Annotated in this window: 13 protein-coding genes; 5 read left to right on the top strand and 8 right to left on the bottom strand. The window is 71.8% G+C overall.

Going from position 1 to position 15346, the window contains the following annotated elements:
• Positions 1–6: 6 nt before the first annotated feature.
• The gene (locus H293_RS0105870) at positions 7–423 is read left to right on the top strand and encodes a (2Fe-2S) ferredoxin domain-containing protein (RefSeq protein WP_020116950.1); all 417 of its coding nucleotides are present in this window, start codon (positions 7–9) and stop codon (positions 421–423) included.
• Positions 424–448: 25 nt separating this feature from the next.
• Here the strand turns inward: H293_RS0105870 and H293_RS0105865 are convergent, their stop codons facing one another.
• Positions 449–1120 carry a nucleotidyltransferase domain-containing protein gene (locus H293_RS0105865; RefSeq protein WP_033415283.1) on the bottom strand — a complete coding sequence of 224 codons (672 nt, stop codon included), beginning with the start codon at positions 1118–1120 and terminating at the stop codon, positions 449–451.
• 109 nt (positions 1121–1229) lie between these two features.
• On the opposite strand from H293_RS0105865, the gene H293_RS0105860 reads away from it, so the two are divergent.
• Together H293_RS0105860 and H293_RS0105855 are read left to right on the top strand one after the other, a co-directional pair.
• Positions 1230–2228 (top strand): LLM class flavin-dependent oxidoreductase, encoded by a 999-nt coding sequence (locus H293_RS0105860; RefSeq protein WP_020116948.1) that lies wholly within the window; start codon positions 1230–1232, stop codon positions 2226–2228.
• A gap of 10 nt (positions 2229–2238) precedes the next feature.
• Entirely contained in the window at positions 2239–4587 is a 2349-nt protein-coding gene (locus tag H293_RS0105855; RefSeq protein ID WP_020116947.1) for an ATP-binding cassette domain-containing protein, read from the top strand.
• Positions 4588–4654: 67 nt separating this feature from the next.
• Here H293_RS0105855 and H293_RS49155 read toward each other — a convergent pair whose 3' ends face one another.
• From H293_RS49155 to H293_RS0105825, 5 genes are all read right to left on the bottom strand, one after another.
• Positions 4655–5458 (bottom strand): lysophospholipid acyltransferase family protein, encoded by an 804-nt coding sequence (locus tag H293_RS49155; RefSeq protein ID WP_051138061.1) that lies wholly within the window; start codon positions 5456–5458, stop codon positions 4655–4657.
• Positions 5458–6228, bottom strand: a complete 771-nt coding sequence (locus H293_RS0105845; protein WP_020116945.1) for a GNAT family N-acetyltransferase — start codon at positions 6226–6228, stop codon at positions 5458–5460. Before H293_RS0105845 ends, H293_RS49155 begins: the two co-directional genes overlap by 1 nt.
• Positions 6229–6498: 270 nt before the next feature.
• Complete coding sequence (locus tag H293_RS0105835; protein WP_020116943.1) at positions 6499–7248, bottom strand: succinate dehydrogenase/fumarate reductase iron-sulfur subunit; 750 nt, start codon at positions 7246–7248, stop codon at positions 6499–6501.
• A complete protein-coding gene (locus H293_RS0105830) occupies positions 7245–9191 on the bottom strand; it encodes a fumarate reductase/succinate dehydrogenase flavoprotein subunit (RefSeq protein WP_020116942.1) in 1947 nt (648 codons plus the stop codon). Before H293_RS0105830 ends, H293_RS0105835 begins: the two co-directional genes overlap by 4 nt.
• A gap of 2 nt (positions 9192–9193) precedes the next feature.
• Positions 9194–9901 carry a succinate dehydrogenase gene (locus tag H293_RS0105825; protein WP_020116941.1) on the bottom strand — a complete coding sequence of 236 codons (708 nt, stop codon included), beginning with the start codon at positions 9899–9901 and terminating at the stop codon, positions 9194–9196.
• Between the two features lie 84 nt (positions 9902–9985).
• Here H293_RS0105825 and H293_RS0105820 point away from each other — a divergent pair, with 84 nt between their 5' ends.
• Both H293_RS0105820 and H293_RS0105815 read left to right on the top strand, forming a co-directional pair.
• Positions 9986–10873 (top strand): LysR family transcriptional regulator, encoded by an 888-nt coding sequence (locus H293_RS0105820; RefSeq protein WP_020116940.1) that lies wholly within the window; start codon positions 9986–9988, stop codon positions 10871–10873.
• 41 nt (positions 10874–10914) lie between these two features.
• Positions 10915–12150: an outer membrane protein assembly factor BamB family protein gene (locus tag H293_RS0105815; RefSeq protein ID WP_028807585.1), complete on the top strand. Its 1236-nt coding sequence runs from the start codon at positions 10915–10917 to the stop codon at positions 12148–12150.
• Between the two features lie 14 nt (positions 12151–12164).
• On the opposite strand, the gene H293_RS0105810 is transcribed toward H293_RS0105815, so the two are convergent.
• A complete protein-coding gene (locus H293_RS0105810) occupies positions 12165–14309 on the bottom strand; it encodes a putative bifunctional diguanylate cyclase/phosphodiesterase (RefSeq protein WP_028807584.1) in 2145 nt (714 codons plus the stop codon).
• Entirely contained in the window at positions 14306–15127 is an 822-nt protein-coding gene (locus tag H293_RS0105805; RefSeq protein WP_020116938.1) for an SAM-dependent methyltransferase, read from the bottom strand. Before H293_RS0105805 ends, H293_RS0105810 begins: the two co-directional genes overlap by 4 nt.
• Positions 15128–15346: the final 219 nt, after the last annotated feature.

Raw genomic sequence — 15346 nt, 5'->3', positions numbered from 1 at the left:
TCTCCCATGCCTCCGACGCCCCGCACGTTCCTGACCGGCTCCGGTTCCGGCTCCTGCACGCTCGTCGTCTGCCGGGGCTGCTGCTGCGGCGACGCCCGCAAGCACCCCGGCACCGACCACACCTGGCAGTTGGAGCTGCTGCGGGCCGGCGCCGCCGAACACGGCTTCCAGGTCCGTACGACCGACTGCCTGGGGCCGTGCGACCAGGCGAACGTCATCGTCGTGCGCCCCTCGGCGGCCGGGCGCCGGGCGGGTGGGCGGGCCGCGTGGATCGGGTTCGTCATGGACGACGCGGGCACTGAGGAGGTCGTGCAGTGGGCGGCGGCGGGCGGTCCGGGGGTCGCCGAGCCGCCGCTGACGCTGGAGATGCAGTTCATCGAGCCGCCGCGGGAGGCGAGGGTGCGGTCCCGGCGCCGCCGCTGACTCTTACGGTCACTGAAGCGCGCGCTCACGCGGCCGTGTCGTAGAACTCCGCGCGGACGCGCCGCAGCCACGCCTCGGCCCGCCCTTCGTCGGGCCGGTCCGGCAGCGCGCTGCGGGTCTCGGCGAACGCGGACTCGTAATGGGCGAGCAGCGACCGGGCCGAGGCCGGATCGGCGGCGACGGCGTCCCCGAAGCGGTGGTACTCCTCGGGGTCCTCGACCCGCACCGTGAGCCGTCCGGTGGTGTACAGCTCCAGGCCCTGGTGGCAGAGCCGCTTCAGATGCCGGGCGTGCTTGGCGGTGCGGTGGTCGCCGGCACGGCTCTCCAGTTTCCTGAACTGCTGGGTGGCGTACCCGAGATAGGCGTCCCGGACCCGCTGGGCGCTCAGGAACGACCCGCGGATGGCGATGAGTTCGTCGCCGAGCGCGGTCCGGACCTCGTACAGCTCGTCGGGCAGCCACACCAGTTCCATGACGGTCGGATTGCCGCCGAGGGCGAGCCGGCACCACTTCGCCGCCTCGTGCAGGGTGCGGTCCGGCGCCGTGGTGACGTGGGACTCCTTCGGCGTGTGCAGGCCGAGCAGGGTCTCGGTGGGCGCGGCGAACATGCCGAGCCGGTCCACGTCGGAGCCCTCGCGGGCGAGTCCGTACGCGGTCGAGCCGACGATGCCGGAGAGCAGGATGTTCGGGACGGTCACGAGGCCATTGTGCTGACCTGCGGGGATCGCGGTCACCCGGTTTTCGTGACGGTCCCGGTGGCGGTCCCGGTGGGGGGAATACCGCACCCGGTCACGCGTTGAATCCCGTGTGAGTTCCCTGACCGCCGCCACCCGCTTCTCCGTCCTCGACCGCTCCCGCACCCGCGAGGGCGGTACGAACGCGCAGGCGCTCCAGGACACGGTCCGGCTGGCGCGGGAGCTGGAAGGACACGGATACCACCGCTTCTGGGTCTCGGAGCACCACGGCGTGCCGGGAGTCGCGGGCTCCGCGCCGACGGTGCTGGCGGCCGCCGTGGCCTCGGCCACGGAGACGATCCGGATCGGCACCGGTGGCGTGATGCTGCCGAACCACCAACCCCTGGTCGTCGCCGAGCAGTTCGGGGTGCTGGAGTCCCTCTTCCCGGGCCGGATCGACATGGGTCTGGGCCGCTCGGTCGGCTTCACGGACGGCGTGCGCAAGGCACTGGGCCGCGGCAAGGACGACGCCGACGACTTCGCCGTACAACTGGAGGAGCTGCTCGGCTGGTTCCGCGGCACCTCTCCGACGGGGGTGCGGGCCCGCCCGGCCGAGGGCCTGACCGTGCCGCCCTTCGTGCTGGCCATGGGCGAGGGCGCCGCGATCGCGGCCCGCGCGGGACTGCCGATGGTCATCGGCGACCTCAGGAACCGCGAGAAGATGCAGCGCGGCATCGACCACTATCGCGCGCGTTTCCGGCCCTCGCCCTGGGCACGGGAGCCGTATGTCGTCATCTCCGGGACGGTCGCGGTGGCCGCCACCCCCGAGGAGGCGCGGCGCCTGCTGATCCCGGAGGCCTGGTCGATGGCGTACTCCCGGACCCATGGCACCTTCCCGCCCCTGCCGCCCGCCGAGCGCGTCGAGTCGCTCCCGATGACGGCCAGGGAGCGGGGCTTCTACGAAGCCGGGCTCGCCGGCCACCTCGCGGGCACCGAGGAGCAGGTCGCCCACGAGCTGGAGACGGTCCTGAAGGAGACGGGGGCGCAGGAGGTGCTGGTCACGACCAGCACCTACGACCGCGCGGCCCTGCTGGAGTCCTACCGGCGGCTGGCGACGATCACCTCCGGTTAGAGTCGTTCCCATGTACGACCCACCCGGCCCCCACGACCCGTACGTCCGCGTCCGCGGTGCCCGTGAGCACAACCTCAAGGGTGTGGACGTCGAGGTGCCACGGGATGTGCTGGCCGTGTTCACGGGGGTGTCCGGGTCGGGAAAGTCGTCGCTGGCGTTCGGGACGATCTACGCGGAGGCCCAGCGGCGGTACTTCGAGTCGGTGGCTCCGTACGCGCGCCGGCTGATCCACCAGGTGGGGGCGCCGAAGGTCGGGGAGATCACTGGGCTGCCGCCCGCGGTCTCGCTCGAACAGCGGCGTTCGGCACCGACCTCCCGCTCGTCCGTGGGCACGGTCACCAACCTCTCCAACTCCCTGCGGATGCTGTTCTCCCGGGCCGGTGACTACCCGCCGGGGGCCGCACGGCTCGACTCGGACTCCTTCTCCCCCAACACGGCGGTCGGCGCCTGCCCGCAATGCCACGGCCTGGGCCGCGTCCACCGTACGACCGAGCAGTCGCTGGTACCCGACCCGTCGCTGTCGATCCGGGAGGGCGCCATCGCCGCGTGGCCCGGCGCCTGGCAGGGCAAGAACCTGCGGGACATCCTCGACGCGCTCGGTCACGACGTGGACCGCCCGTGGCGTGAGCTGCCCGCCGAAGAGCGCGAGTGGATCCTGTTCACCGACGAGCAGCCGGTGGTCACCGTGCACCCGGTGCGGGACGCGGACCGTATCCAACGCCCGTACCAGGGCACGTACATGAGCGCCCGCCGCTATGTCCTGAAGACGTTCGCGGACTCCAAGAGCCTGACGCTCAGGGCGAAGGCGGAGCGGTTCCTGGTCTCCGCCCCGTGCCCGGTCTGCGACGGCAGCAGGCTGCGTCCTGAGGCGATGGCGGTCACCTTCGCGGGCCGCACGATCGCCGAGCTCGCGGCACTGCCGCTGACCGAGCTGGCCGCCTCGCTGGTCGCCCACGGCGAGACCGCGCGCGTCCTCACCGACGACCTCAAGTCCCGCATCGCGCCCGTCGTCGAGCTCGGTCTCGGCTATCTGAGCCTGGACCGCGCGACCCCCACCCTGTCCGCGGGCGAGCTCCAACGACTGCGTCTCGCCACCCAGTTGCGGTCCGGGCTGTTCGGAGTGGTGTACGTCCTCGACGAGCCCTCCGCAGGACTGCACCCCGCGGACACCGAGGCGCTGCTCACCGTGCTGGCGCGGTTGAAGGCGGCCGGCAACTCGGTGTTCGTGGTGGAGCACCACCTGGACGTCATGCGGGGCGCGGACTGGCTGGTGGACGTCGGGCCGGGGGCGGGTGAGCACGGCGGACGGGTGCTGCACAGCGGGCCGGTGGCGGAGCTGGCGAAGGTCGAGGAGTCCGCCACCGCCCGGTTCCTGTTCGACCGCTCTCCCGCGGTGCGGCGTGAAGTGCGGTCGCCTCGCGGCTGGTTGAAGGTGGGTCCGGTCAGCCGGCACAACCTGCGCGGGGTGACGGCCGAGTTCCCGCTAGGGGTGTTCACCGCGGTGACCGGGGTGTCGGGCTCGGGCAAGTCCACGCTGGTCGGCGAGATCACAGAGGAGTCGCAGGGGGTGGGACGTCTGGTCTCGGTCGACCAGAAGCCGATCGGCCGGACCCCGCGCTCCAACCTGGCGACCTACACGGGTCTGTTCGACGTCGTGCGCAAGGTCTTCGCCGCCACCGACGAGGCACGGCGGCGGGGCTACGGCGTGGGGCGGTTCTCCTTCAACGTGCCGGGTGGGCGCTGCGAGACCTGCCAGGGCGAGGGGTTCGTCAGCGTCGAGCTGCTCTTCCTGCCCAGCACATACGCGCCCTGCCCAGACTGCGGCGGGGCCCGCTACAACCCGGCGACGCTCGAAGTGACGTACCGGGGAAGGAACATCGCCCAGGTGCTCGACCTCACGGTGGAGTCGGCGGCGGACTTCTTCGCGGACACCCCGCTCGTGGCCCGCAGTCTCACCACCCTCCTCGACGTCGGCCTCGGCTACCTCCGCCTCGGCCAGCCCGCGACCGAGCTCTCCGGCGGCGAGGCCCAGCGCGTCAAGCTCGCCAGCGAACTCCAGCGCGTGCGCGGCGCCCACACCCTGTACCTCCTCGACGAACCCACCACCGGTCTCCACCCGGCCGACGTCGAGGTCCTGATGCGCCAACTGCACGGTCTCGTCGACGCCGGCCACACGGTGATCGTCGTCGAGCACGACATGTCGGTCGTGGCGGGCGCGGACTGGGTGATCGACCTGGGCCCGGGCGGCGGCGACGCGGGCGGCCGGATCGTGGCGACGGGCGTACCGGGAGCCGTGGCCGAGGCGGAGGGCAGCACCACGGGGCCCTACCTGGCACGGGCGCTGGGCAAGGACTCCTGATTCCGCCGGTCCGGCGAAGGAGAGGGTCCCCGAAACCCGCTCTCACAGGACCGCGGCCCTGCGACCGTCAGCCGCCCGCGTGCTCCGCCGTCCGCCCGTGGCACGCCCGCGACTGGGCCGCCCGGGCCAGGGAGCGGCGGTCCGGGTGACTGCCCGGAGGGATCGGGTCCGGGACCTCCACCTCGGCCATCAGTCCCCGTGCCGACACCACCCGGCACACCGAGGTCAGCAGCGAATCGTCGCCGATGAAGGCGGGGGCCGTGCTGGACCCGCCGTCGACGAGCCGGTAGCGCAGGCTCACCGGCTGGACGGGCACCCCGGCGTCCAGAGCCGCCTGGAACACCGCCCGGCGGAAGTGCCCCTGGGCGCGGCCGCACCAGGTGCTCCCCTCGGGGAAGACGGCGACCGCCGCGCCGGCGCGCAGCGCGTCGGCGATCCGGGCAACCGTGTCCGGAAGGGCCCGCAGCCGGTCCCTCTCGATGAACAGCGCGCCGCTGCGGGCGGTCAGCCAACCCGCCACGGGCCACCGCCGGATCTCGGACTTGGCGAGCATCCGCGCGGGTCGGACGGCGGCCAGCAGCGGGATGTCCAGCCAGGAGATGTGGTTGGCCACCAGCAGCACCCCGCCCGTGGGCGTGGCGGCGCCGGACAGGCGGACCCGGACCCCCGAGACCCGCACCACCGCCCGGCACCACCACCTGACCGCGCCGGCCGGGATCAGCCGGCCGGCCGGCAGCAGCGCGATCCCGGCGAGCAGGACCGCCGCGACCGCGAGGAACCGCAGCACGGCACGGGGTACGGCCGTGGCGGATCCCACCCGCTCCACGCACGTCCCCGGGGTGCAGGGCGCGCTGGGCAGCCAGACGCTCATCAGGCCGGGACGAGCGAGAGGAAGTGCCGCAGGTACCGGGCGTTGACCCGGCGCATCGACAGCAGCACATACATGTCGGCGACCCCGAAGTCCGGGTCGTGGGCGGGCTGTCCGCACACCCAGGCGCCGAGCCGCAGGTAGCCGCGCAGCAGCGGGGGGAGTTCGGTGTGCGCGGCGGGCGTCCCCTCCGCGGGCTCCCAGGGCAGCAGGGGCCGTACCCGGAACTCCTCGGGAGCCAGGTACTTGGTGCGCACCCGGTCCCAGGTGCCGGCCGCGAGCGCGCCGCCGTCGGCGAGCGGGACGGAGCAGCAGCCGGCCAGCCAGTCGTGGCCGCGGTCCACCATGTAGCGGGCGATCCCGGCCCAGATGAGTCCGATGACGGCCCCGTCGCGGTGGTCGGGGTGCACACAGGAACGGCCGACCTCGACGAGCCCCGGGCGGATCGCGTCGAGCGGCGCGAGGTCGAACTCGCCCTCGGAGTACAGGCGTCCGGCCACCGCGGCACGCTCCGGGGGCAGCAGCCGGTAGGTGCCGACGACCTGGCCGGTGACGGTGTCGCGGACGAGCAGGTGGTCGCAGTAGGCGTCGAAGCCGTCCACGTCGAGGCCGGGTTCCGGGGTGGACAGGAGGGCGCCCATCTCGCCGGAGAACACGTCGTGCCGCAGCCGCTGCGCGGCCCGTACGTCGTCCTCGTCGCGGGCCAGCGTGACGGTGTACCGGGTGGGGGCGACGCTCTGCGGGGGACGGTCGAGGGTGGAAACGCCGGTCATGGCACTCTCCAGGTCACAGGCGGAGGCGGCGAGCGGTGCCGCTGTCCCTGTTCTCCCGACGCCGGTTGGCGTGTACGTGACCGGTTCCCAGAGTGCGGATGTGCGCTGGCTGAACGGCTCGGGCAAGGTGTCCGGGGCCTCCGACTCCGCCGACCGGCCGGTGTCGGGCCGGTGGCCGGAGGGAGCGGACACCCTCGCTCAACCTTGATGGGGCCGGACCTGAGCACCACGTCCGACCCCATCCGTCCGCACCTTGTCGGCGAACGTCTCTCAGCGCTTCGCGACCTTCCGGGTCGCCCGCAGCCACTCCTTGTTCATGCTGGTGATGGAGACCAGCGGAATTCCCTTGGGGCAGGCGGTCGCGCATTCACCGGCCAGCGTGCAGCCGCCGAAGCCCTCCTCGTCCATCTGCTCCACCATGTCGAGGACCCTGGTCTCCCGCTCCGGCGCCCCCTGCGGCAGCACGTTCAGATGGTTCACCTTGGCCGAGGTGAACAGCATCGCCGCCCCGTTGGGACAGGCGGCCACACACGCCCCGCACCCGATGCACTCGGCGTGCTCGAAGGCGAAGTCGGCGTCGGGCTTGGGCACCGGCGTGGCGTGGGCCTCGGGAGCCGCACCCGTGGGCGCCGTGATGTACCCGCCGGCCTGGATGATCCGGTCGAAGGCCGACCGGTCCACGACCAGGTCCTTGATCACCGGGAAGGCGGACGCCCGCCACGGCTCGATGTCGATCGTGTCGCCGTCGGAGAAGGACCGCATGTGCAGCTGACAGGTGGTCGTCCGCTCGGGTCCGTGCGCGTCGCCGTTGATGACGAGCGAGCACGCGCCGCAGATGCCCTCACGGCAGTCGTGGTCGAAGGCCACCGGGTCCTCACCGCGCAGGATGAGCTCCTCGTTGAGGGTGTCCAGCATCTCCAGGAAGGACATGTCGGACGAGATGCCGTCCACCTCGTACGTGGACATGGCGCCGTCGGCGTCGGCGTTCTTCTGCCGCCAGACGCGCAGGGTGAGCTTCATGCGTAGCTCCGCTGAGTGGGGTGGACGTACTCGAAGACCAGGTCTTCCTTGTGCAGGACGGGAGCCTCGCCGGTGCCGGTGAACTCCCAGGCCGCCGCATAGGCGAACTCCTCGTCCCGGCGGGCGGCCTCACCGTCGGGGGTCTGGGACTCCTCGCGGAAGTGGCCGCCGCAGGACTCGGCGCGGTGCAGCGCGTCGAGGCACATCAGCTCGGCGAGCTCCAGGTAGTCGACGATGCGGTTCGCCTTCTCCAGCGACTGGTTGAACTCCTCGCCGGTGCCCGGCACCTTGATGCGCCGCCAGAACTCCTCACGGATCTGCGGGATGCGCTCCAGCGCCTTGCGCAGTCCCGAGTCGGTGCGGGCCATCCCGCAGAACTCCCACATGAGTTCGCCGAGTTCACGGTGGAAGGAGTCGGGCGTACGGTCGCCGTCGACGGCGAGGAGCAGGTGGAGCCGGTCCTCGGTCTCCGCCAACACCTCCTGCACGGCGGGGTGTTCGTCGGTCACCGTGTCCTGGTGCGGGTTGCGGGCGAGGTAGTCGTTGATGGTCGCCGGCAGCACGAAGTAGCCGTCGGCCAGGCCCTGCATCAGCGCGGAGGCGCCGAGGCGGTTGGCGCCGTGGTCGGAGAAGTTGGCCTCGCCGATCGCGAACAGGCCGGGGACGGTGGTCTGCAGGTCGTAGTCGACCCACAGTCCGCCCATCGTGTAGTGCACGGCGGGATAGATCCGCATCGGCACCTCGTACGGATCCTCGTCGGTGATCCGCTGGTACATGTCGAAGAGGTTGCCGTACTTCGCCTCGACGGCCTCGCGCCCCATCCGCTGGATGGCGTCGGCGAAGTCGAGGTAGACGCCCTGTCCGCCGGGACCGACCCCGCGCCCCTCGTCGCAGACGTTCTTCGCGGCGCGGGAGGCGATGTCGCGCGGGACCAGGTTGCCGAAGGACGGGTAGATGCGCTCCAGGTAGTAGTCGCGCTCGTCCTCGGGGATCCGGTTCGGCGGACGGGTGTCGCCCTTGGCCTTCGGCACCCAGATCCGGCCGTCGTTGCGCAGCGACTCGCTCATCAGCGTGAGCTTGGACTGGTGGTCGCCGGTGCGCGGGATGCAGGTCGGGTGGATCTGGGTGAAGCAGGGATTCGCGAAGTGGGCACCTCGTCGGTGGGCTCGCCAGATGGCGGTGGCGTTGGAGTTCATGGCGTTCGTCGACAGGTAGAAGACGTTGCCGTAGCCGCCGGAGGCCAGCACCACCGCGTCCGCGAAGTAGGTGTCGATGCGCCCGGTGACGAGGTCCCGGGCCACGATCCCGCGGGCCCGTCCGTCGACGACGATCAGGTCGAGCATCTCGGTGCGCGGGTGCATCTCGATGTTCCCGGCGGCGATCTGCCTGCTGAGGGCCTGGTAGGCGCCGAGCAGCAACTGCTGACCCGTCTGTCCGCGGGCGTAGAAGGTCCGGGAGACCTGCACGCCGCCGAAGGAGCGGGTGTCGAGCAGGCCGCCGTACTCCCGCGCGAAGGGCACGCCCTGCGCCACGCACTGGTCGATGATCTCGACCGAGATCTGCGCCAGGCGGTGCACGTTGGACTCGCGCGCCCTGAAGTCCCCGCCCTTGACGGTGTCGTAGAAGAGGCGGTGGATCGAGTCGCCGTCGTTGCGGTAGTTCTTGGCCGCGTTGATGCCGCCCTGAGCGGCGATGGAGTGGGCGCGGCGCGGGGAGTCCTGGTAGCAGAACTGGACGACGTGGTAGCCCTGTTCGGCGAGCGTGGCGCCCGCGGAGCCGCCCGCGAGACCGGTACCCACGACGATCACCGTGTGCTTGCGGCGGTTGGCGGGGTTGACCAGCTTGGCCTCGAACCTGCGGGTGTCCCACCGCTCGTTGACGGGCCCGGCGGGCGCCTTGCCGTCGGTCAGCGGCGCACCGGTCGTGTAGTCGACGTAGGTCATGTTCAGCTCACCACTCCGGTCATGACACCCACGGGTACGGCGATGAAGCCGGCCGTGAGCAGCAGTGCGAGGACATTGGCGACGGCCTTGAGGGCGCGGTCGCGGGTGCGGCTGCCGATGCCGAGGGTCTGCGCGGCGCTCCAGAAGCCGTGCCGGACGTGCAGGCCGAGGGCGAGCATCGCGACGATGTAGATGACGTTGCCGTACCAGGTGGAGAAGGTGTCCACGACGTTCTGGTACGGGTGGCCCTCCTGGAAGCCGCCGGAGTGCACGGTCCCGGTCGTCAGGTCGAGGAGGTGCCACACGATGAACAGGCCGAGGACGATGCCGCCCCAGCGCATGGTGCGGGTCGCGTAACTCGCCCGTGGCTTCTTGTGGACGTACTTGCCGGGGCGCGCCCGGATGTCGCGGCGGCTGAGCTGGTACGCCGAGACCGCGTGCGCGACGACGGCGACCACCAGCACGATCCGGATGAGCCAGAGCGTCCACTCGTAGTGCACGAAGGGTTCGCCGACCGTGCGCAGCCAGTGCGCGTAGTGGTTGAACTCGCCCGCCCCGAAGAAGATCTTCAGATTGCCGATCATATGGACGACCAGGTACAGCAGCATGATCAGGCCGCTGACGGCCATCACGGTCTTCTTGCCGACGGAGCTGTCCCAGACCGTGCGTGCGAGGGACGGCCGTCGGTCCGTCCGCGTTGCCAGAGCCATGGGTCAAGACGCTAGAGCCCGGGCCCCCGATCGGTCCAAGACATGGTCCGGCTTGATTCCATAGGGAACGGCTATCGTACGAGGATGCAGTTCCAGCAGCTCCAGTACTTCGTGGCGGTCGCCGAGACCCGGCACTTCACCCGCGCCGCCGACCTGGTCCACGTGGCGCAGCCGTCCCTGTCCCAGCAGATCAAGGCGCTGGAGCGGGAGCTCGGGGCGGACCTCTTCCTGCGGGCGCGCGGCAACATCACCCTCACCGACGCGGGCGAGGCCCTGCTGCCGCTGGCCCGTCGCATCCTGGCCGACGCGGACACGGCCCGGCACGAGGTGCAGGAGCTGGTGCAGCTGCGCAGCGGCCGGGTCCGGCTGGGCGCGACCCCGAGCCTGTGCACCGGTCTCCTGCCGGACGTGCTGCGCGCCTTCCACGACCGCTATCCCGGCATCCGGCTGATGATCGAGGAGGGCGGCTCACACGATCTCGTACGGCTGCTCGCGCGCGGCGCCCTCGACCTGGCCCTGGTGGTCCTCCCGCTGCCGTCGCCGTCCCCGGCGCTGACGACGGTGGAGCTGCTGCGCGAGGACCTGGTCGTCGTCTCCTCGCCGGAGGTGCCCGCGCCCGGCGGTCCGGGCCGCCGTACGGTACGCGTCGCCGACCTGGAGAGCGAGCCGCTGGTGATGTTCCGGCACGGCTACGACCTGCGCGAACTGACCGTGGCCGCGTGCCGTGCCGAGGGGTTCGAGCCGGACTTCGCGGTGGAGGGCGGGGAGATGGACGCGGTCCTCGGCTTCGTGCGGGCGGGGTTGGGCGTGGCCGTCGTACCGCGGATGGTCGCCACGCGCTCGGGACGGGGGCTGCGGGTCACCCCGCTGGCCCGGCCCGGACTGCGCCGGACGATCGCGTTGGCGCACCGCAGCGATGTGGCTCCGCCGCGGGCGGCACGGGAGTTGCAGCGGATGCTGTTGGAGCGCTGAGCGGTCGTAGCATGAGGTTTTCTCGGACGGGGGTGGGCGGGATGAAGCGGCGGATCGTCGCGGTGGGCGCGGCACTGCTGGTGCTGGTGGGGTGCGCGGGGAACACCGCGTCCGGCGGGCCGAAGAGACCGGCGGTCTCGTCGTCGTCCGGCGCCTCGGGGCCGACGGCGGAGATGACCTCGATGTCCGTCTCGGGCCCGTGGCGGGCGTGGGCGGCGTCCCTCTCCAGCCGGGAGGCCCACGGCAGCTGCGGCGCGACGGCGCACCAGGTGGTGTGCGCGACCGACTCCGGTGGATTCGTGGGGCGTTCGCGGGCCGACGGCCGTGTCACCTGGACCGTGCCCGCGGGCGACCGCGGCAAGAGCGCCGGACTGCTCGTCGACGCGGCCGCCGAACGGGCCGTGACCGGGGTCGCGGGCAGGCTCCGCGCGGCGAACCTGCGCACGGGTGCGCAGGCGTGGACCCGTCGACTGCCCACCGGCCGCGCCTACTTGGCCCTCGGCGCCGCGGACGGGATCGTCTACGCTCTGCACGCACCGGATCCCTTCACCGGCACCGCCGCCGTCCTCGACGCCGTGCGCGCGTCCGACGGCACGCCCCTGTGGCACCGGTCCGTCGGCTGGAGCACGGGCGAACCCCTGGCCGCCTTCGGGGGCCGTGTCTACACGGCCGACGGCACCCGCGTCACCGCCCGCGACGCCCGCACCGGCGCCACCGTGGCGACCAGCCCGACGGGCGTCGAGTGCCCGCACCTCGTCACCGGGGGCCGCTACCTGGTCTGCACCGGCAGCCCGTTCTCCGCCGGGGACACCTTCCCGCCCATGCGCCGACTGGATCCGGCGTCCCTGAGGCCGCTGCCGACCCCGCGGAACACGATCAACAAGCCCGTGCACGGTGTGATTTCCGACGACGGGATCCTGGTGCTGTACGAGGCCGGCGCCGAGGACACCAGCGCGGGCGACTGGTTCGCGTACGACCTCAAGAATGACCGCAGACTGTGGAGCACGTACGCCACCGAGGCGGACGCCACCGTGACCGCCGGCCGGTTCGTGACCTTCACCCCCGTCAACGACCGCACCACGCGGGGCCGCGTGATCACGATCGACCTGCACGCCGGCCCGAAGGGGACCGGGGCCGCCGCGCCCCGCATGTCCCCGGCCTACGCACAGACCAGGGGCGGCGAACACCCCGTGGTCGTCGTGCCGGGCGGGGACACGGGCCATGTCCTCGTCATGGCCCGTACCCACGGTTCCCTGCGCTCACTGCCGCTGCCCTAGGACCGCGGCAGGACTCAGCCCGTCGCGTCCACCAGCGCGAGCTGGTGCAGCCGGTCCGGCGGGCCCGGGCGGGCGTAGTACCAGCCCTGGGCCGTGTCGCAGCCCAGTATCCGCAACTGCTCGGCCTGGGCCCCGGTTTCGACGCCCTCGACCGTCACCGCCAGGTTCAGACCGTGGGCGAGCGAGACGATCCCCTCGACGATCTTGAGGTCGACCGGGTCGGCGGGGAACTGCTGCATGCTCTGCGTGAAGGAGCGGTCCAGCTTCAGGACGCTGACCGGGAGACGGCGCAGGTTCGCCAGGTTCGAGTAGCCGGTGCCGAAGTCGTCCAGGGCGATGTCCACGCCCATCTCGGCGAGCCGGCGCAGTGGTTTGAGCAGGTCGTCGTCGGCGCCGATGAGGGCCGACTCCGTGACTTCGAGGCAGAGCGCGTCCGGTTCGACGCCGGCGCGCTCCAGGATGTCCACCGTGTCCTGGACCAGGCCGGGGTGGGTGAGCTGGCAGGGCGAGAGGTTGACGTTGATGCGGAGCGGGTCGCCCGCCACGTCCTGCCCGTAGCGTTCTCGCCACTCGCGGGCCTGGCGCACCGACTGCTCCAGGACCCAGCGGCCGAGCGGCACGATCAGCCCGGTGTGCTCGGCGAGCGGAATGAACCGGTCGGGGCCGAGGACGCCGTGCTGCGGGTGCAGCCAGCGCACCAGCGCCTCGGCGCCCCGCACGCTGCCGTCCCCGAGGTGCACCAGCGGCTGGTACTCGATGAAGAACTCGCCCCGGTCCAGGGCCGCGGGCAGCTGGGTGGTCAATCCGTGCCGGGTGATGGCGCGGGCGTCGGCCTCCGGATCGGCCAGCTCGAAGCGGTTGCCGCCCGCCGACTTGGCCCGGTACATCGTGATGTCGGCGCTGCGCAGCACCTCCGCGGGCCCCCGCTCCCCCGCCGGGCCCTCGACGATGCCGATGCTGCCGCGCACGGTCAGTTCCCGGCCGTCGATACGGACCGGGGCGAGCAGCACGTTCATGATGCGCGCCGCGAGGTCGTCGACCTCTCTCTCGGTGTCGGGGCCGGTGGTCAGCGCCACGAACTCGTCACCGCCGAGGCGGGCGACCATCTCACCCGGCGCGGTCGCGCAGGACTGGAGCCGGTCGGCGACCTCGACGAGCAGCCGGTCGCCGGCCGCGTGGCCGAGGCTGTCGTTGATGGTCTTGAAGCCGTCGAGGTCGAGGTAGCACAGGCCGAACCGCTGGCCCTCGCCCGCGCTGAGCGCCTTCTCCAGGCGCTCGAAGAACAGGGTGCGGTTGGGCAGCCCGGTGAGGGCGTCGTGGGTGGCCTCGTAGCGCAGCCGGAGGTTGAGCAGCCGGCGCTCGGTGGTGTCCTCCATGAGGGCCAGCTGGTACTGCGGGGCACCGTCGGCGTCGCGCAGCAGGGAGACCGTCAGGTTGGTCCACAGGACGGTTCCGTCGGGGCGGGAGAATGCCTTTTCGAGGTGGTAGTGCTCGCGCTCGCCGCGGACGAGTTCGTCGTAGAGCGTCCAGGTCTGCGGCGCGTCCTCGGGGTGGGTCCACTCCTGGACCTTGCGGCCGCGCATGGTCTGGTCGGTGATGCCGAACATGCGCAGCAGGGCGCCGTTGACCTGGAGGACGTTGCCGTCCAGGTCGGCGATGCCGATCCCTATGGCCGCGCCCTCGAACACCGCCCGGAAGCGCGCCTCGGTCGCGTGCAGCGCCTGTGCCACCACGCCCTGCGCCTGCAGGGCGGCCTGCGCGATGGCCTCCTGCTCGGTCAGCGTCCGCTCGCGCAGCGCGTGGGCGAACCCGGCGGCCATGGCGTGCTGCAGACGCGAGGACCGGGACCGCAGGTCCTCGCGGTCGCCGTCGCCGCCGCAGTAGAGCACCAGATAGGCGTCGACGCAGTCCAGGGAACGGGTCAGCGCCTCCGGATCCGTGCAGTGCGCGTCGACGAGGGCGGCGCCCACCGCCCGGCCCTCGTCCGTGTCGACGGCCCTGGCCGCGAGTGCCTCGCTCAACCGGCGGGCCAGCGGCAGCAGTTGTTCCTCGAACTCCGGCCGGGTCGCGGACGTCGACGTCACCGGGAACACGGCCCGGCTCCAGATCGTCGCGAACCGGCGCAGTCTGTCCTCCGGCCCGTCCGGCTCGGCGATCACGCGGAACGCCCCACGCCGGCGAACCCGGAGAAAGCCCACGGATCCTCGTCCTCGGGGTTCCAGGTCGCCGACTCGGGCCGCCACCGCGGCGGCGACACCAGTCCCGGTTCCACCATGTCGTACCCCTCGAAGAACCGCGCGATCTCGTCGCGCGAGCGCATGATCAGCGGGTTGCGAATGTCCTTGTACACGTCCACCGCGCCTTCGGTCCGCTCCGGCGGAAGCGGGATTCCCTCGACCGAGGCGTGGGTGAGCACCAGCAGGCTGCCGGGCGCGAGCGCGTCGCGCAGCTCGGCCACCGCTCCGTACGGGTCGTCCGCGTCTTCCACGAAGTGCAGTATGGCAACGAGAAGCAGCGCCACCGGCCGGTTCAGGTCGATCAGGCGCTGGACCTCGGGATTCGCAAGGATCTCCTGGGGCTTACGGAGGTCCGCCGCGACGACGCCCGCGTCCGGGTTGCCCTCCAGGACCTTCTGGCTGTGCGCGACGGCCACCGGGTCGTGGTCCACGTAGACGACACGGGCGCCGGGGCGGGCGCTCTGGGCCACCTCGTGGACGTTGCCGAAGGTCGGGATGCCGGAACCGATGTCCAGGAACTGGGTGATGCCCTCGTCGGCGGCGAACCGAACCGCCCGCCGCAGGAACGCCCGGTTCGCCTGCATGGTCTTCGGCAGCCCCGGCGCGAACTCCATGACCCTGCGGGCCGCCTCCCGGTCGGCCTCGAAGTTGTGCGAACCGCCCAGGTAGAAGTCGTAGATACGCGCCACGCTCGGCACCGAGATGTCGATGCTCCGGGGAGCCCAGGCGGGACGCTCCATGTATCTCTCCAAGGCGTAGGCGATCCGGTGTTCGAGCTGAGGCTACTGATCGCCCGCCAATGGAGCGAGCAGAAACGGAAATTGACCGTCCGTTCCCGGTCACTGCCTGCGGCACGTGCCGCTTGGAGGTTGCTGCGGATCGCCTACGAAGCATAGGCACCTCACTACGGAGAGTCGCGGAACGGGCGCCGAATCGCGGGGAGTTGAGGGGAATGACGG

This window comes from Streptomyces canus 299MFChir4.1 (genome assembly GCF_000383615.1).
In the GTDB taxonomy this organism is placed as follows: Bacteria; Actinomycetota; Actinomycetes; order Streptomycetales; family Streptomycetaceae; genus Streptomyces; species Streptomyces canus_C.
This window is presented reverse-complemented; position numbering and strand designations above follow the sequence as displayed.